This window comes from Amycolatopsis sp. WAC 01376 (assembly GCF_003947415.1).
Classification (GTDB): domain Bacteria; phylum Actinomycetota; class Actinomycetes; order Mycobacteriales; family Pseudonocardiaceae; genus Amycolatopsis.
In genome coordinates this window covers 548,022-564,083 of sequence record NZ_QHKL01000001.1, presented here as the reverse complement: position 1 = coordinate 564,083, position 16,062 = coordinate 548,022, and the positions used below count along the sequence as shown (strand labels likewise).

General features: G+C 68.7%; 16 protein-coding genes and 1 tRNA gene. 7 read left to right on the top strand and 10 right to left on the bottom strand.

The features are described from left to right. Positions 1-28 precede the first annotated feature (28 nt). On the top strand, positions 29-265 hold the full coding sequence (locus DMH03_RS02650) for an antitoxin (RefSeq protein WP_125790407.1): 237 nt from the start codon (positions 29-31) through the stop codon (positions 263-265). A 69-nt stretch (positions 266-334) separates the two neighbouring features. Here DMH03_RS02650 and DMH03_RS02645 read toward each other — a convergent pair whose 3' ends face one another. From DMH03_RS02645 to DMH03_RS02625, 5 genes are all read right to left on the bottom strand, one after another. Continuing rightward, entirely contained in the window at positions 335-1,288 is a 954-nt protein-coding gene (locus DMH03_RS02645) for a prephenate dehydrogenase (RefSeq protein ID WP_125791504.1), read from the bottom strand. A gap of 48 nt (positions 1,289-1,336) precedes the next feature. Next, positions 1,337-3,349, bottom strand: coding sequence for an NADPH-dependent 2,4-dienoyl-CoA reductase (locus tag DMH03_RS02640; RefSeq protein WP_125790406.1), 2,013 nt, complete (start codon positions 3,347-3,349; stop codon positions 1,337-1,339). A 9-nt stretch (positions 3,350-3,358) separates the two neighbouring features. After that, the gene (locus DMH03_RS02635; RefSeq protein WP_125790405.1) at positions 3,359-3,895 is read right to left on the bottom strand and encodes a PadR family transcriptional regulator; all 537 of its coding nucleotides are present in this window, start codon (positions 3,893-3,895) and stop codon (positions 3,359-3,361) included. Between the two features lie 113 nt (positions 3,896-4,008). Further along, positions 4,009-4,857 (bottom strand): SAM-dependent methyltransferase, encoded by an 849-nt coding sequence (locus DMH03_RS02630; RefSeq protein WP_199748654.1) that lies wholly within the window; start codon positions 4,855-4,857, stop codon positions 4,009-4,011. Between the two features lie 27 nt (positions 4,858-4,884). Further along, positions 4,885-5,352 (bottom strand): MarR family winged helix-turn-helix transcriptional regulator, encoded by a 468-nt coding sequence (locus DMH03_RS02625; protein ID WP_125790403.1) that lies wholly within the window; start codon positions 5,350-5,352, stop codon positions 4,885-4,887. A gap of 142 nt (positions 5,353-5,494) precedes the next feature. Here DMH03_RS02625 and DMH03_RS02620 point away from each other — a divergent pair, with 142 nt between their 5' ends. Further along, positions 5,495-6,442, top strand: coding sequence for an alpha/beta hydrolase (locus DMH03_RS02620; protein ID WP_125790402.1), 948 nt, complete (start codon positions 5,495-5,497; stop codon positions 6,440-6,442). A 124-nt stretch (positions 6,443-6,566) separates the two neighbouring features. After that, positions 6,567-7,784, top strand: coding sequence for an esterase family protein (locus tag DMH03_RS02615; RefSeq protein WP_125791503.1), 1,218 nt, complete (start codon positions 6,567-6,569; stop codon positions 7,782-7,784). Here DMH03_RS02615 and DMH03_RS02610 read toward each other — a convergent pair whose 3' ends face one another. Beyond that, the gene (locus DMH03_RS02610) at positions 7,785-8,624 is read right to left on the bottom strand and encodes an oxygenase MpaB family protein (protein ID WP_125790401.1); all 840 of its coding nucleotides are present in this window, start codon (positions 8,622-8,624) and stop codon (positions 7,785-7,787) included. Between the two features lie 45 nt (positions 8,625-8,669). Further along, positions 8,670-9,560 (bottom strand): hypothetical protein, encoded by an 891-nt coding sequence (locus DMH03_RS02605; protein ID WP_125790400.1) that lies wholly within the window; start codon positions 9,558-9,560, stop codon positions 8,670-8,672. Between the two features lie 124 nt (positions 9,561-9,684). On the opposite strand from DMH03_RS02605, the gene DMH03_RS02600 reads away from it, so the two are divergent. Further along, entirely contained in the window at positions 9,685-10,281 is a 597-nt protein-coding gene (locus DMH03_RS02600) for a DUF4383 domain-containing protein (RefSeq protein ID WP_125790399.1), read from the top strand. A gap of 3 nt (positions 10,282-10,284) precedes the next feature. On the opposite strand, the gene DMH03_RS02595 is transcribed toward DMH03_RS02600, so the two are convergent. The 3 genes from DMH03_RS02595 to DMH03_RS02585 all read right to left on the bottom strand — a co-directional run bounded on the left by DMH03_RS02595 (position 10,285) and on the right by DMH03_RS02585 (position 13,304). Then, positions 10,285-11,283 carry a hypothetical protein gene (locus DMH03_RS02595; RefSeq protein ID WP_125790398.1) on the bottom strand — a complete coding sequence of 333 codons (999 nt, stop codon included), beginning with the start codon at positions 11,281-11,283 and terminating at the stop codon, positions 10,285-10,287. Positions 11,284-11,365: 82 nt separating this feature from the next. After that, positions 11,366-12,739, bottom strand: coding sequence for a 3-carboxy-cis,cis-muconate cycloisomerase (gene pcaB / locus DMH03_RS02590; RefSeq protein WP_125790397.1), 1,374 nt, complete (start codon positions 12,737-12,739; stop codon positions 11,366-11,368). Between the two features lie 25 nt (positions 12,740-12,764). Beyond that, positions 12,765-13,304: a DinB family protein gene (locus DMH03_RS02585; RefSeq protein WP_125790396.1), complete on the bottom strand. Its 540-nt coding sequence runs from the start codon at positions 13,302-13,304 to the stop codon at positions 12,765-12,767. A gap of 99 nt (positions 13,305-13,403) precedes the next feature. Here DMH03_RS02585 and DMH03_RS02580 point away from each other — a divergent pair. From DMH03_RS02580 to DMH03_RS02570, 3 genes are all read left to right on the top strand, one after another. Beyond that, positions 13,404-13,479, top strand: a tRNA-Lys gene (locus DMH03_RS02580). A gap of 295 nt (positions 13,480-13,774) precedes the next feature. Further along, a complete protein-coding gene (locus DMH03_RS02575) occupies positions 13,775-14,827 on the top strand; it encodes a 3-dehydroquinate synthase (RefSeq protein WP_125790395.1) in 1,053 nt (350 codons plus the stop codon). Next, positions 14,824-16,047: a 3-deoxy-7-phosphoheptulonate synthase gene (locus DMH03_RS02570; protein ID WP_125790394.1), complete on the top strand. Its 1,224-nt coding sequence runs from the start codon at positions 14,824-14,826 to the stop codon at positions 16,045-16,047. The genes DMH03_RS02575 and DMH03_RS02570 overlap by 4 nt, the downstream gene beginning before the upstream one ends. Positions 16,048-16,062: the final 15 nt, after the last annotated feature.

Sequence of the window (16,062 nt, the reverse complement as noted above, 5' to 3'; positions counted from 1 at the left end):
TCGCCGGTACCTGTGTGACGATGAGGCCATGGGCATCAACTTCGATGAATTGAAGAACAAGGCCACCGACGCTCTCCGTGAGCACAACGACAAGATCGAGGGCGGCCTGGACAAGGCGGCGGACTTCGCCAAGTCGAAGTTCTCCGGCCACGACTCGCAGATCGACTCCGGTGTGGACAAGGCGAAGGGCTTCATCAACAAGTTCGACGACACCCCGGACAACCCGCCCCAGCAGGGCCGGCCGCAGCCGCCGCAGGGCCAGTAACCCCCGGCATTTCGTCCTCTGAATGCGGTTCTTGCACGCGCAACTACCGCATTCAGAGGACGAAACGCGTCAGGAGACGTCGCCGATCGCGGTGTCGCCGTCGATCGCGGTGATCCGGCCGCCGCGCTCGCCGAGCGCGATCAGGCCGTCGCGCGCGTCCGGGGCGGTCAGGCTGACGCGCACCCCCGCGCGCTCCGCGTCCTTGGCGGCCGCGAACGCTTGCGCCCCTTCGTTGCCCGCGTTGACCGTCACCGCGAGGCCGCCGGTCGAAGCCAGCGAACCCCGCGCCGCACCGAGCCGTCCGAGCGCCTCGTCGACGATCGGCAGCAGCGCGTCCCGGTTGCCCTCGGTCATCGCCCGCACCAGCGCCGGACTCGAACCGGCCACGCGTGTGCCGTCCGTGTAGGACCCGGCGGCCAGCGCCATCGCCAGCGGACCGCCCTGCGCGCCGATCGTGGCCAGGATGGCCGCGAAGATATGCGGCAGATGCGAGATCCGCGCGACCGTCTCGTCGTGCGAGTCCGCGGGCAGCGGCACGACGTGCGCGCCGAGGTCCAGCACCAGCCGGGCGACCTCCGCCCACGCCGTCAGGTCGGTGTCGTGCTCGACGCCCAGCACCCACGCGGCACCATCGAACAGCGCCGGATCGCTCGCCTTCCAGCCGGAGTTCGCCGTCCCGGCCATCGGATGCCCGCCGACGAACTTCGCGTACGGCGCGCGGCGGCGGACCGAGTCGAGCACCGGGCCCTTCACGCTGGTCACGTCGGTGAGCACGCAGTGCCCGGCGACCCGCGAAACGGTCCGGAGCACCTCTTCGACGGCGGGCAGCGGCACCGCGAGCACGATCATCGCGTCCCGCTCCGCCGCCTTGCTCAGCGCCGCTTCGACCTGCGTCGTCACGTCGAAACCCGCTCTGCTGGCGGCGTCCGCGTCAGCTTCGGAGGTCGTCGCCCCGAACGTGGTACGGCCGATCGAATGCGCCGCGCGCAGCAGCGAACCACCGATCAACCCGAGCCCGATCACGCATACGTCCCGCACAAGGGTTCATCCTGCCATCTACGAGGCCACTCGTCAGAGAACGGCGGCGAGGCGGGTTCCCTGATCGATGGCCCGTTTGGCGTCCAGTTCGGCCGCGACGTCGGCGCCGCCGATCAGATGCACCGGCAAGCCGGCCGCCCGCAGGTCGTCGGCGAGGTCGCGCACCGGCTCCTGGCCCGCGCAGACGACGACGGTGTCCACGTCGAGCAGACGCGGTTTGTCACCGACGGTGATGTGCAGGCCGTCGTCGTCGATCCGGTCGTAGGTGACCCCGGTGAGCTGCTCGACGCGCTTGGCCTTCAGCGCGGCCCGGTGCACCCAGCCGGTGGTCTTGCCCAGCCCCGCGCCGATACCGGACTTCTTGCGCTGCAGCAGGAAGACCTGCCGCGGTGACGGCTCGGCCTTCCGCTCGGTCAGCCCGCCCGCGGCGTGCTCGGGGTCGGTGACACCCCATTCGGCCATCCACGCGTCCAGATCGAGCGCGGGGGAGGTGGTGTGCGTCAGGAACTCGCTGACGTCCACGCCGATCCCGCCCGCGCCGATCACGGCGACCTTGCCGCCCACCGGTTTCCCGTGCCGGACGACGTCCACATAGGACAGGACCTTGGGATGGTCGATACCCGGGAGCGACGGCACCCGCGGGGTCACGCCGGTGGCCAGCACGACCTCGTCGAACCCGACGAGGTCCGCGACGGTCGCACGGGTGCCGAGGTGGACCTTGACGCCGGTGACCTCCAGCCGTCGCGTGTAGTACCTGATGGTCTCCGCGAACTCCTCCTTGCCGGGGATCTTCCGCGCGATCCCGAACTGGCCGCCGATCTCGTCGTCCGCCTCGAACAGTTCGACGGCGTGCCCGCGCTCGGCGAGGCCGGTCGCGGCCGCGAGCCCGGCGGGACCGGCGCCGACGACGGCGACGCGTTTGGTCTTCCGCGTGGGCGAAAGCGTCAGCGTGGTCTCGTGGCCCGCACGCGGATTCACCATGCACGACACGAGTTTCCGCTTGAACGCGTGGTCGAGGCAGGCCTGGTTGCAGGCGATGCAGGTGTTGATCTCGTCCTCGCGTCCGGTCTCCGCCTTGCGGATCCATTCCGGGTCGGCGAGGAACGGCCGCGCCATCGACACCAGGTCCGCGTCACCGCTCGCCAGCGCCTCCTCGGCGACCTCGGGCATGTTGATCCGGTTCGACGTGACCACCGGGATCCCGACATGCGGTTTGAGCTTCCCGGTCACCCAGGTGAACGCCGCGCGCGGCACGGAGGTCACGATCGTCGGCACCCTCGCCTCGTGCCAGCCGATGCCGGTGTTGATGATCGTCGCGCCCGCCTCTTCGACCTCTTTGGCCAGCGCGACGACGTCTTCCCAGCTTTGGCCGCCTTCGACGAGGTCCAGCATGGACAGCCGGTAGATGATGATGAAGTCCTCGCCGACCGCCTCACGCGTGCGGCGCACGATCTCGACGGCGATCCGGCGGCGGTTTTCCGCGCTGCCGCCCCATTCGTCGGTGCGCTTGTTGGTCCGTTCGGCGAGGAACTGGTTGATGAAGTAGCCCTCGGACCCCATGATCTCGACGCCGTCGTAGCCCGCTTCCTTGGCCAGGAAGGCACAATCGGCGAACGCGCGGATCTGGCGCAGCACGCCGTAGCCGGAAAGGGCCCGCGGTTTGAAGGGGTTGATCGGCGCCTTGATGCCCGACGCGGAGACGCTCAGCGGATGGTAGGAATACCGGCCCGCGTGCAGGATCTGCAGCGCGATCTTGCCGCCCGCCTCGTGCACGGGATCGGTGAGTCGCCTGTGCGCCTTGGCTTCCGCGCGCGTCGAGAGCTTCGACGCCAGCGGCAGGAGCCAGCCGGTCCGGTTCGGCGCGAACCCGCCGGTGACGATCAGCCCGACGCCACCGCGGGCGCGTTCGGCGTAGTACTCGGCCAGTTGCGGGAAATGCGCTTCCTTGTCCTCGAGACCGGTGTGCATCGAACCCATGATCACCCTGTTGCGCAGGGTGGTGAAGCCGAGATCGAGGGGGGACAGCAGGTTCGGGTACTGGCTCATCGCTGGTCCTTACGCATCGTGGTGGAATGCCCGGAGGACTTCTTCGAGCCATTCGACATGGCCCTGTTCGGTTCGGATTCCTCCGCGCAGCACGAGGAACTGGTGCAACGACTGTCCACTGAGGACGCTGGGGTCGGGGAAGTCGTGCTTCTCGATCAGCAGGTACGCGTCGAGCCGTGCCGCGTGCGCGTCGCGATGCCGGGTGACCTCGGCGGCGACGGCGACCGGGTCGCCGAGTGTCGCGCCGCGGATCTTCACGGCGAGTTCCCTGGCGGTGGCCGACGGATCGGGTTCGGCGAGCCAGCGGGCCAGTTCGGCCCGCCCCGCGTCGCCGACGGTGTAGACCTTCTTGTCGGGTTTCCCGGACTGCGCGACCTGGTCGACGGCGACCCAGCCCGCCTCCTCCATTCGCTTGAGGACGCGGTAGATCTGCTGGTGGGTGGCGTTCCACCACAGTCCGATGGACTTCTCGAAGCGACGCGTCAGCTCGTAGCCCGAGCCGGACCGCTCGGACAGCGAAACGAGGATCGCGTGCTCCAATGCCATGCACCTAGTTTCATATGCACCTAGTTGCACTGCAAGGCGACGTGGGTCACAAGCGCGTGAAGGCCCCCATCCCTCGGCTGAGCAAAGGGAAGGGGGCCTTCACGCGGAAAAAGCTACGGCTTGCGGGCGATACCGCCGATGACGCGCGACTCCGAAGGCGTCGCGGCGAAGATCGTCTTCTCGTCCGGGTGCCACGCCGGCGCGTAGACCAGTCCCGGTTCCAGCAGCGGCCAGCCGCCGAAGAACCGCCGGAACTCGTCCATGGTGCGCAGGAAACCGGGGTTCGTGGTGGTCTCGTAGTACTCGAGGATGTCGAGCAGCGCCTGTCGTTCCTCGTCGTTGGCCGGGTTCTCGTTGGTCATCTGCGAGAGCACCAGCAGCGAACCCGGCGCGAGCCGGTCGCGGTAGAAGTCCAGCAGCGCGTCCGGATCCTGTTCGTCCTTGATGAAGTGCATGACCGCGTTGATCACCAGCGCGACGGGCTCCCGGACGTCGATGATGCCGGAGTCCATCACCCGTTCCCACAGGCCCTCGGGGTCGAACAGGTCCGCGGCGATCGCGTGGTGCCGGTCCGGGTCGGCGGTGTCGGCGAGCAGCAGCGTCGAATGCGCGAGGGCGATCGGCTCGTTGTCGATGTAGAGGACGTGCGTGTCCTCCTGCGGCCGCGCCTCGTCGGCGACCTCGTGCACATTGCCGGCCGTCGGCAGGCCGGAGCCGATGTCGACGAACTGACGGATGCCCAGTCCGGCGCAGTGCCGCACGGCCCGGCCGAGGAACTGCCTGCTGGTCTTGCAGTAGTCGCCCATGAGCGGCAGGCGCTCGCGCACCTTCTCGGCGAAATTGCGGTCGATGGCGTAGTGCGTGTCGCCGCCGATGAAGTAGTCGTAGACGCGGGCCGCGGACGGCCGGTCCAAGCTGTTCTCGACGGCCTTGAGCGCCGCGTCGTGATCGATCATCGTCATCCCTTTGTCCGCGCCGGAAATCCCATGCTAACCGGCCGGGACGTAGGCCTCGCGGTAGGCGTTCACGGATTCTGTCAAGCGATCGAGTTCCGCGCGGGTGCGGGCGAGACCGGCCGCGTCGAGGCCCATCGCGTCGCCGATGATCTTCGGGATGCCGGTCGCGCGCTCCCGGAGCCGGGTGCCGTCCTCGGTCAGGCTGACGCGAACGGACCGTTCGTCGTCGGCCTGCCGGTCACGCCGGACCAGTCCGGTCTTCTCCAGCCGTTTGAGCAGGGGCGACAGCGTGCCGGAGTCCAGGTTCAGCACGATGCCGAGTTCCTTGACCAGCCGCTCGTCCTCCTCCCAGAGCGCGAGCATCACCAGGTATTGCGGGTAGGTCAGGCCAAGGTCTTCGAGCACCACGCGATAAAGCGCGGTCACGGCGCGCGATGCCGCGTAGAGCCCGAAGCACAGCTGATCGTCCAGGCACAGCGAGCCTGTGTTGTCCGTTGGCATCGGTCCTCCTCGTCCCATGGTGCGTCGATCATGCCTCAGCCCGCCACTTGAGTGGCCTAAATCTCCTTGGGCACATTTAAGTTGTGCACAACTGAATTGAGGGCTACCTTCAACTCATCGACTTCGCTCCCAGGAGGCAGAAATGACCGCCAACCCGCACAACCTGGCCCTCGAACCCGCCGCGCAGGCCTTCGTCGAGGCCACCGCCAACCCGCCCTTCCTCTTCCAGTTGCCGCCGGAAGAGGGCCGCAAGGCCGTCGACGAGGTGCAGGGCGGTGACGTCGAGCTGCCCGCCGCGGACGTCGAAACCACGCACGTCGACGGCGTCGAGGTCCGCATCGTCCGCCCCGAGGGCGTCACCGGTCCGCTGCCCGTGATCGTCTACATCCACGGCGCAGGCTGGGTCTTCGGCAACTTCCACACCCACGAGCGCCTGGTCCGCGAGCTCGCCGTCGGCGCGGGCGCGGCCGTCGTCTTCCCCGAGTACGACCGCTCGCCGGAGGCGCGTTACCCGGTCGCCATCGAGCAGAACTACGCCGTGGCCAAGTGGGTCGCCGAGCACGGCGCCGAGAACGGCCTCGACAACACGCGGATCGCGATCGCCGGTGACTCCGTCGGCGGCAACATGACCGCCGCGCTCACCCTCATGGCGAAGCAGCGCGGCGACGTCACCTTCCGCCAGCAGGTGCTCTTCTATCCGGTCACCGACGCGAACTTCGACACCGAGTCGTACAAGCAGTTCGCCGAGGGTTACTTCCTTGCCCTCGAAGGCATGAAGTGGTTCTGGGACCAGTACACGACCGACCCGGCGCAGCGCGCGGAAATCACCGCGTCGCCGCTGCGCGCGAGCCTCGACGAGCTGGCGGGCCTGCCGCCCGCGCTGGTGATCACCGGCGAGGCCGACGTCCTGCGCGACGAAGGCGAGGCGTACGCCGCGAAGCTGCGTCAGGCCGGAGTTCCGGTGACGGCCGTGCGGTACCAGGGCATCGTCCACGACTTCGTCATGCTCAACACGCTGCGGGGAACACACGCCGCGGAAGCCGCGATCACGCAGGCGATCGGGGTGCTGCGCACGGCACTCGAAGACTGATCGGTTCGTCCAGGGTGACACGCGTCACCCTGGACAACACTTTCCGGTGGCCGCACGTCTCTTGATCCAGATGTGGGAAGCGCGGTGCGGGGGCGTGCCGCCGCCGGAGAGGGACACGATCGCCATGGGACTGGGACTGAGTGCCATCCGGCTCGATTCCACACTGAACCTCGTCATCGTCGTGGTGCTGGCGCTGCTCGCGATCATCGCCGTGCCGTTCCTCTGGGAACGCTGGCGCCGCAAGGTCCTCGGCCGCAGCACCACGATCCTCGCCGCGGTGGTGCTCGTCGTGGTCAGCACCGCGATGGGCGGGAACATGATCGGCGGGTTCTTCCCGACGGTCGGCGCCCTGATCGGCACCGGCGTGTATTCGGGGGAGAGCGTCGACGCCGTCGCCGGCCAGAACGGTTCGGACCTCGACAAACTGCGGGACGCCGGGGCGATGCGGGCCAAGGAGGGCAAGGGATCCGTCGTGCACATGACGGTGACCGGCAAACGCACCGGCCTCACGCGCGACGTTTCGGTGTACTTTCCGCCCCAGTACTACGATCCCGCGTACCGGGCGCTCAAATTCCCGGTCATCGAATGGATCCCGAACTACCCGTCCGGCCCGGAAGTGGTCACCGGCCCCTACGAACTGCCCGCCAAACTGGACGCGGCCATCGCGAAGCACGTGCTCCCGCCGACACTGGTGATCATCCCGGACCCGACCGGGAAACCGAAGGTCGGCCACGACACCGAATGCATCGACGAGGTCAACGGCACCGCCAACGACACCTACCTGACCGCCGACATCCGCGACTGGGCGATCGAGAAACTCGGCGCCAACCCGCAGCGGAAGGCGTGGACGATGGCGGGCTGGTCCTCGGGCGGGTACTGCGCGATGAACCTCGTGACCCGGCATCCGCAGTGGTACGGCCAGGCGGCGAGCGTCAGCGGCTACTACAAGGCTTCGGTGGACGCGGAGACGGAGAACCTGTTCAAGGGCAGGCAAGACATCGCCGACGCGAACACGGTCACGGTGAACCTGCAGAAGCATCCGTCGCCCGTCGACATCCTCGCGATCGCGGGGGACAAGGAAAGCTTCGAGAGCTTCTCGATCGACCAGATCCAGGCGGCCGTCCGCGCGCCCGCGACGCTGTCGTCTTGGCGGATCCCGGACGCCGGGCACAACATGAACACCTTCAAGGCGCAGGTGCCCGACGTGCTGGCGTGGATCGGCGCGCGGACCGTGCCGCCGTGCGCGCCGCAGGACAAGAAGATCATCACCAACGGCGGGGTCACCCCGTGGCCGCTGCCCAACACCGGCGCCAAGGGCGCACTGGTCGACGTCGTCGAGTAGCTAGCCGCGCTTGGCGCGATAAGCCTTGGGGTACAAGCGAAGCCGGTCGGGAACCCGGTTACCGGCCGCTCTCGTGACCGCGCCCAGCCGCTGGAGCCCGCGTTCGTCGCGGTCTGTCCACTTGAGACTCAAGCGATCGCGAAGAGCCTGAGGTAGCAAGCCGATCGCGCACAGCGTCAGCACGTTCCCGCCCGCCGGCCGGACGGGCCGCCACAAGGCCTCCGGCAAGAACCACCAAGGCGGCGATGGGGTGTCTCGCATGGTGATCGAGCGGAGCAGCTCTCGGACCGTGTGGTTGTCCTCGAGCCGGTTCGCGACGACGTCGTCGAAGTAGGCCTCGAATCCTTCGAAGTCCTCCGGCATGTGGTGCTCACGGAGGCCGAGCATCAGGCCCAGCCGTCGCCATTCCGCGTAGAAACGGTGTTTTTCCGTGCGGGACAAGGGATGGACGAAGACCTCGTGCATGCGGACGGTCGTCCAGAACGTCGATCCGTGCACCCACCAGTAGGCCTCGGGGTTCAGCGCGTGATAGCGCTCGCCGTGGTGGTCGACGCCCTTGATCGCCTTGTGCATCTCGCGGAGCCGCTCGGCCTCCGCGATCGCCTCCCGGCCGCCGAAAACCTGGCACAGCAAGGAATCGATGGTCCGGTCGAGACGGCCCCACGGATCTTCGGTGTAGTTCGAATGGTCGTGGACGCCCGCGCCGACCACCGGATGCGCGACCTGCAGCAGCAACGCCGTCCCCGCGCCGAGCAGTAGCCTCCGGTCGCCGGTCACTTGCCAGGCAACGGAATCCGGGCCGAGCGGGGTCACGGCGGGCAGACGGGTTTCGGTGCTCATGACGACCTCCCGGAAGAGTGGCGTACGACCACTGTCCCACCTTGTTTACAGGTCGTCAATAGCGGGGAGAAGCGCCTTCACCACGTCGGTCACCCGCTTTCCGGCGCCGGAATAGGTGGTGGACGTCGGTTGGGAAGTCAGTACAGCGACGAGGTAGCGGTCTTCTTCGCCGACGACGCCGGAGCTGTGCAGGATCCGGGAACCGCGGCAGCACGCCCAGCCCTGTTTGATCGACCAGGGAAGGGTGCCGACGGCGTCGGGGATGCCGAAGTACTGCCGGATCCCGTCGGAACCGCTCTCGGTCGCGCCGCTCAACGCGCGCATGATCGTCGTCCGCGTGCCAGCGCCCGCCTGGTCCAGCAGGTAGCGGTAGATCTTCACGACATCCGCGGCGGTGATCCTGGTGTCACCCCAGCGGCCGGGATCCTCGGGCGGACGCGTGCCGCCGAGGCCGATCTTGGCCGCCCACCGGGTGACGATGACCGGCCCGCCGTGGGCCGACCACAGCCTGCTGGCGATGTCGTCGTCGCTGGCCGAGAGCATCCGCTGCACGGTGCTCGCCGGTGTGCCCGCTTGAAGCGCTTCCAGCGCGATGAGGAGCTTCACGAGCGACGCCGAGGTGTAGGAACGCTCGGATTTCAGGGAAACCGCTGTTTTCTTCGCCGTGCGGTCGTAGACGACCACGCTCACCTGCCCGCCGGGGACGAGGTCCGCCAGGGCCTGAATGTCGACGGTCTTCGGCGGTGGCCCCGGCGCCGCCGAGGAGGACGGGGGCGGGGATTCGACCGGCACCGGTTCGGCCTCGATCGTCAGCACCGCGGCCCTCGACGCCGCGATCGCCGCCGGGCCGGAACGCGACGGCGGAACCAGCGTCATCGCGACGATCGCACCCAGGCACAGCCCCACCAAGAGGAAGACCCCGCTTGCTTTGCCCACACAAGTTCTTGCCCGCATCACCCATTCGTGTTCACGGCTAGGCCATTCGGCCGCCTCGGTTTGCCCGGGAGGGCCTCGGGGTATCCGGGCTCCATTCAGTTCGCCAACGCTGGGAGGCGGAGCAATGGCACGTGCACAACGCGCTCGGATCCGAACGGCGGGACTCCAACCCGCCCAGGTCCTCGCCGGCCTGGCGAGCCTGGCATTCCTGGTGTTCGGGATCGTGGGCTTCACCAGGACCGGGTTCGCCGATTTCGCCGGTCGTCACGACGCGACCGTTCTCGGATTCTCGGTGAACCCGCTCTACAACCTCGGGTTCGTCCTGCTGGGCGCGATCGGTCTGCTGCTGACCTTCGGCTCGGGCCGGTCCCGGGCCTTCGGTTTCCTGACGTTCGTCGCCTTCGGGGCGCTGTTCGTCTGGGGCCTCATGATCGCCGGGACCGTTTCCACGAACCCGGTGTCACAGGCGGGGAACCCGTTCAACCTCAACGGGCCGGACAACTGGCTGCACCTCGGCCTCGCCGCACTCGGGCTGGTGATCGCGTTCCTGCCCGCGCGGCACAAGGTGCTGCTGCCGGAGGACGAGGACGAAACAGTGGTGACGGACCGGGCGGACAGCGCCACCGTCGTCCAGCCCGTCCACGACGATCCGCGACGGCCGAAGCATGAGAAAGGCCCGGCCGCCGCTCGTGAAGAGCGGCCACCGGGCCTCGCCCACTAGGTCTCAGTAACCGGACTGGGCGGGAGCGTCTTCCTTCTTCTCGGAGGCGTTCCCGCTCTGTGCCGCCTTGTTCTTCACCGGCGCGGTGCTCTTGCAGCCCGCGGGCTCGATGACGAACCAGGTGCCGCCGACGCCGTGACCGTTCGCCTCGCCGGCGTTCGCGTCCTTGGCGTAGCGGTAGACGGCCCATCCGCCGACGGTGACCTGCGTGGTGCCGTCCGCGCGCTTCACCGTGCCGAGCAGCTTCTGGTCGATGCCTTCGAGCTGGACGTCGCCCTCGGCGAGCACCGGCGGCCAGGCCTTCGCGCAGTCACCGTTGCAGGTCGGCTGCTTGTTCTTCTTGTCCTTGGTGAACATGTAGAGGGTGAAACCCTCCTGGTCCACAATGGCCGGTCCGATGCCGTCGACGTTGCTCGCGACCAGCTTCGTGGCGCCGTCCGCGTTCTGCTCCGCCTTCTTCTCGGCCGGAGCCGCCTCGGCCTCCTTCGCCGCCTGGCCCGCCTTGCCGCCCTTGACGTTCGCGGCGTACCAGGTGCTTCCGACGCCCTGCCCCTTGGCCTCGCCCGCCTTGGCGTCCTTGGCGTAGCGGTAAAGCGCCCAGCCACCGACGGTCACCTGCTTGCGGCCGTCGGCGCGGGTCAGCTCGCCGACCAAAGCCTGATCCACGCCTTCGATCTGGACCTCGCCCTCGGCGAGCACCGGTGGCCATGCCTTCGCGCAGTCACCGTCGCAAGTGGACTTCGGCGGCTTCGCACTGTCCTTGTCGAAGCGGTACAACGTGAACCCGTCCTTGTCGACGAGCACCTGGCCGAGGTTCCCGGCTTCGGCCACGGCCACCTTGGTCTCGCCCTTGGCCGCCGGGGCGTTCCCGCCTGCCCCGGCCACCGCGGCGGCGGGAGCGACCGCGGGCGCCGCCGTCTCGGTGCCGTCGGAGCAGGCCGACAGCGCCACCAGGCCCACGGCCGCGGACGCCGCTGCGACGACGAAACGCTTGCGAAGCATGGGATTTCTCCTTGTTCGTAGGGGTTCCGCGGCTTGGCGCGGTGAGCTTGTACCCCCTACACGGAGCCCTCGCGGGACCGGTTCAAGGAGTTCGCGGATTTTCTTCGCGGGCCTCCAGCGCGGCGTCCGTGAGCACCCCGGCCGAACCGGTGTAGTTCGCGGGATCCAGCAGGTCGGCGAGGGATTCCGCGGAGAGCACTCCGGTTATCTCCGGCAGGTCGGAAAGTACGTCGCCGAGAGCCCGGTCCTGCTCCAACGCGAGCTTGGACGCTTGACCGAGGACCTCCTTGGCCCGCGCCTTGCCGAGCAGCGGGGCGAGCACGGTCGAAAGCCGCTCGGAAACGATCTGGCCGTGCGTGAAGCCGAGGTTCTCGCGCATGCGTTCGTCGTTGACGACCAGCCCGCGGGCGAGCTCGGCCGCCGTATGCGCGGCGCCGCCGGTCAGGCGCAGGCACTCGCGCAGCAACTGCCACTCGGCGTGCCACGCGCCCGCGGACCGTTCGTCCTCGGAGAGCAGGGCCTGGGTGACGCCGGTGGCCAGCACCGGGACCTGCAACGCGGCCGAACGGATCAGCGTCGCGAGCACCGGATTGCGTTTGTGCGGCATCGCCGACGAACCGCCACGGCCCTCGCCCGCGGGTTCGGTGACCTCCCCGACCTCGGTGCGCGTCAGGAACTGGACGTCGATCGCGATCTTCCCGAGCGCGGCGGCGGTGAACGAGAGAGCGGCCGCGAGGTCGGCGGTCGGGGTGCGGAGGGTGTGCCAGGGAAGCGTGGTCTCGGCGAGGCCGGTCTCCTCGGCGAACGCCGTCTGAAGCCGCTGCGGATAGCCGTCGGGCAGCTCGACGAGCCGCGCGTACTCGGCGTACGCGGCTCTCGTGCCCGCCGCGCCCCCGAGCGAGACCGGCAGGACGACGCGGTTCAGCCTGTCGAGCGCGTCGAGGGTCAGCTGACGCCAGCCCGCCGCCTTGAGCCCGAACGTGGTCGGGACCGCGTGGGCGGTGAGAGTGCGCCCGGCCATGATCGTGTCGCGATGCGCGCGGGCGAGATCCGCCAGCGCGTTCGCCGTCGTCTCGAGATCCGCGGTGATGAGCGCCCGGGTCCGCGCGGCGACCAGCATCATCGCGGTGTCGAAGATGTCCTGGCTGGTGGAGCCGCGATGCACGTACTCCGTCCCGGCCGCCTCGGTCAGCTCCTTGATCAGCCCCACGACCGGGTTCGCCGTCTCACGAGCCGCCCTCGCCAACGCGACCACGTCGATCTCGACCGACGCGGCAGCCTTGGTGATCGCCTCCGCGGCGGCCTGCGGAATCAGCCCCGTGCTGGCCTGCGCCCTGGCGAGCGCCGCCTCCGTGTCCAGAAGGGCCCGCACCCAGGCGAGATCACCCGTCGCCGCCTCGGCGGGCGTGCCGGCGCGGACCGGGGACAAGAGGCCGGAGTCGGGATCGGCGTTCATCGCCCCAGCATCGCATTTCAAGGTCTCAGTGGCCCGTCCTCCCGTCGATGCGCTCGCGCAGCAGGTCCGCGTGCCCGGCGTGGCGCGCGTACTCGGCGATGTGATGCGTCAGCAGCCACCGCAGCGAGAACGGCTCCCCGTCACGGCGGCTCTTGCCCGTGTCCTCGAGCGAAGCGGCCGCCACGATCTCCCGCGACCGCGCACACTCCTCACGCCAAGCCGCCCACGCGGCCTCGACGTCGCCACCCGTGTCCTCGAAGTCCTGCTCCGGCCACTCGTCGGAGTAATAGAGCATCGGGACGTCCTCACCCGCGAACTGCAGGCGGAACCACCAGCGCTCGGTGCCCGTGAGGTGCCTGAGCAGCCCGTGCAGCGACAACCCCGACGGCTCTATCGCCCGCAGAGCCAGCTGCTCCGGCGTCAGACCCTGGCACTTCAGCTCGAACGTACGACGATGCCAGTCGAGCGTGGACGTCAAGATCTCGCGCTCACTCGCCACCCGCGGAGGCTCCGAACGCTCGCCCTCCCACGTGGCCGAGTAGTTCTCGTCAGGGATCGTGTCCATGCCCCCGACCTTGGCAGAGACCCCCGACAATTCCGTGGCGCTCCGGCGGCGGCCCCGCCATCCTGGTGGTCGGCGGCGGTCTACTAGACTCAGCCGCACGGGCCGTTAGCTCAATTGGTAGAGCTGCGGACTTTTAATCCGTAGGTTCTGGGTTCGAGCCCCAGGCGGCCCACCACCAGCATGCTTCCGACCTGCGAAAGCAGGACAGTCGACGGTCTTCGACCGCCCCCGGCATCGCGTTCGGCAGTACCCAGGTTTTGTTGCCGCCATGGGGAAGTCGAGCTTCTTCGGACAGCCGGGCCGCTCTGGTTCTGATCAGTGCTCCGAGGGTTCATTTTCGAGGTAGCCGCCGGCTTGTGTGACACCGCCCGGCCGAACTATTCACGTTGGTGATGGTTGCGCGGAGCGGCTGCGGCAAAACTGATCAGGCGGTGGGCGGAACCCGTTACGCGGCGGCCTAAGGGGATGACATGACCACGGTTTCTCTGCGTCTGAGGGACCATTCGTATGACGTGATCATCGGCCCCGGCGTGCGGACGGCGCTCGCCGAGGTCATCAGGCGGCTGGGCGCCGAGCGGGCCGTCGTCGTGTCCGCTCGACCACGGAAGTCGTTGCCCGACACCGGGGTACCCAGTCTGGTGCTGCCCGCGCGCGACGGTGAGCATGACAAGACCCTCGGCACGGTGGAGGCCTTGTGCGGTGAGTTCGCACGGTTCGGCCTGACCAGGTCCGACGTGGTCGTCTCGTGCGGCGGCGGCACCACCACCGACGTGGTCGGGCTGGCGGCCGCGCTGTACCACCGGGGCGTACCGGTGATCCATCTGCCGACGTCCCTGCTGGCACAGGTGGACGCCAGCGTCGGCGGGAAGACGGCGGTGAACCTGCCCGACGGCAAGAACCTGGCCGGTACGTATTGGCAGCCGAGCGCGGTGCTCTGCGACACCGACTACCTGGCGACGCTGCCGCGGCGGGAGATGCTGAGCGGCCTCGGCGAAATCGCCCGCTGCCATTTTATCGGCGCACCGGATCTGCGGGGGCTCACCCTGGTCGAACAGATCACCGCCAGCGTGACACTCAAGGCCCGCATCGTGGAGGCGGATGAGCGGGACACCGGACCGCGGCACCTGCTCAACTACGGCCACACGCTGGGCCATGCGGTGGAGAGAGCCACGGACTACGCCGTGCGCCACGGTGAGGCGGTGGCCATCGGAACGGTCTTCGCGGGACGCCTCGCCGGTGCTCTCGGCCGGATCGGGCAGACCCGGGTGGCGGAGCATCGCGACGTCGTCCGGCATTACGGACTCCCCGACGCGCTGCCGGCCGAGGCCGATACCGCCACCCTGATGCGGTTGATGCGATACGACAAGAAGGCGGTCCGGGGATTCACCTTCGTCCTGGACGGGCCAGAGGGTGCGGCGCTGGTGAGTGACGTCCCCCCGGATCTGGTCGCGAGCGAGCTGGCCCGGATGCCGCGAACTCCCGTGGCCGACCTCGTCGGTTCGTCCGGTGGGGCTCGCCGATGACGCACTTTCCCCCGCTGGAAGGCTTTCTCGCCGGACGGCTGGAGGCGGCGTTGCGGAAGCCCGCGGCGCAGCAACCGGTGTGGCCCGATCCGCGCCGGGCACGAGACGCGGTGGCCGCGCTGAGCCGGGCGGGGCCGATCGTCCTGCCGGACGAGACCGCGCGGCTGGCGGGACGGCTCGCCGCGGTTGCCAGGGGCGAGGCGTTCTTGCTGCAGGGAGGCGACTGTGCGGAGACTTTCGCCGGAAACACCGAAGCGCATCAGCGCGGCAATCTCCGGACCCTGGACCGGATGGCCGCGGTGCTCGCCGGCCGTGCCGGATTGCCCGTCGTCAAGATCGCTCGAATGGCCGGGCAGTATGCCAAGCCTCGCTCCCAAACCGTCGACGCCCTGGGGCTGCCCGTCTACCGCGGCGACATGATCAACTCGGCCGAATCCACGCTCGTGGCCAGGACACCCGCTCCCGAGCGGATGCTGCGAGCCCACGCCTGCGCCGTCGAAACCATGGGTCTTGTCCGTGAATTCCGTCGAGGCGGCACGGACGGCGGCGAAACCTACGTCAGCCATGAGGCACTCCTGCTGGACTACGAACGGTCGCAGCTGTGGGCCGACATCAGCGGGCCGGAGCCTCGGGTGTCGAGCGGACTAGGGCACTTCCTGTGGATCGGCGAGCGCACCCGCGGGCTCGACGGCGCCCATCTCGCGTTCGCGGAACTGTTGTCCAACCCCATCGGCGTCAAGATCGGTCCGTCGACGACCCCCGAGCAGGCGGTCGAATACGTGCGACGGCTCGACCCGCACGGTGAGCCGGGGCGAGTCACCCTGGTCAGCCGGATGGGGCACAGCAGGGTCCGTGACGTCCTGCCCCCGATCGTGGAGAAAGTCACCGCCTCCGGGTCCCAGGTGATCTGGCAGTGCGACCCCATGCACGGCAACACCTACCTGTCGGCGAACGGCTACAAGACGCGCCGGCTTCATCGGATGGTCGACGAGATCACCGGGTTCTTCGAGGTGCACCGGCAGCTGGGCACCCATCCCGGCGGCATCCACGTGGAGGTGACGGGCGATGACGTCACGGAGTGTCTCAGTCGTGTCCCGGCCGTCACGGAAGAGGATCTGCCGAACCGGTACGAGACCGCTTGTGATCCACGCCTGAACGCCAGGCAGGCGATGGGGCTCGCCTATTCGGTCGCGGAGCTGGTCGCGGCGGCCAGGACGTAGCGGACGGGACTCGAC

What these genes read in the sequence shown, in the direction of transcription:
- pcaB (WP_125790397.1), bottom strand. Translation starts at nt 12,739, where the DNA reads ATGAACGCCGATCCCGACTCCGGCCTCTTGTCCCCGGTCCGCGCCGGC.
- DMH03_RS02640 (WP_125790406.1), bottom strand. Translation starts at nt 3,349, where the DNA reads ATGAGCCAGTACCCGAACCTGCTGTCCCCCCTCGATCTCGGCTTCACC.
- DMH03_RS02595 (WP_125790398.1), bottom strand. Translation starts at nt 11,283, where the DNA reads ATGCTTCGCAAGCGTTTCGTCGTCGCAGCGGCGTCCGCGGCCGTGGGC.
- DMH03_RS02585 (WP_125790396.1), bottom strand. Translation starts at nt 13,304, where the DNA reads ATGGACACGATCCCTGACGAGAACTACTCGGCCACGTGGGAGGGCGAG.
- DMH03_RS02625 (WP_125790403.1), bottom strand. Translation starts at nt 5,352, where the DNA reads ATGCCAACGGACAACACAGGCTCGCTGTGCCTGGACGATCAGCTGTGC.
- DMH03_RS02610 (WP_125790401.1), bottom strand. Translation starts at nt 8,624, where the DNA reads ATGAGCACCGAAACCCGTCTGCCCGCCGTGACCCCGCTCGGCCCGGAT.
- DMH03_RS02575 (WP_125790395.1), top strand. Translation starts at nt 13,775, where the DNA reads ATGACCACGGTTTCTCTGCGTCTGAGGGACCATTCGTATGACGTGATC.
- DMH03_RS02650 (WP_125790407.1), top strand. Translation starts at nt 29, where the DNA reads ATGGGCATCAACTTCGATGAATTGAAGAACAAGGCCACCGACGCTCTC.
- DMH03_RS02620 (WP_125790402.1), top strand. Translation starts at nt 5,495, where the DNA reads ATGACCGCCAACCCGCACAACCTGGCCCTCGAACCCGCCGCGCAGGCC.
- DMH03_RS02600 (WP_125790399.1), top strand. Translation starts at nt 9,685, where the DNA reads ATGGCACGTGCACAACGCGCTCGGATCCGAACGGCGGGACTCCAACCC.
- DMH03_RS02630 (WP_199748654.1), bottom strand. Translation starts at nt 4,857, where the DNA reads ATGACGATGATCGATCACGACGCGGCGCTCAAGGCCGTCGAGAACAGC.
- DMH03_RS02615 (WP_125791503.1), top strand. Translation starts at nt 6,567, where the DNA reads ATGGGACTGGGACTGAGTGCCATCCGGCTCGATTCCACACTGAACCTC.
- DMH03_RS02570 (WP_125790394.1), top strand. Translation starts at nt 14,824, where the DNA reads ATGACGCACTTTCCCCCGCTGGAAGGCTTTCTCGCCGGACGGCTGGAG.
- DMH03_RS02635 (WP_125790405.1), bottom strand. Translation starts at nt 3,895, where the DNA reads ATGGCATTGGAGCACGCGATCCTCGTTTCGCTGTCCGAGCGGTCCGGC.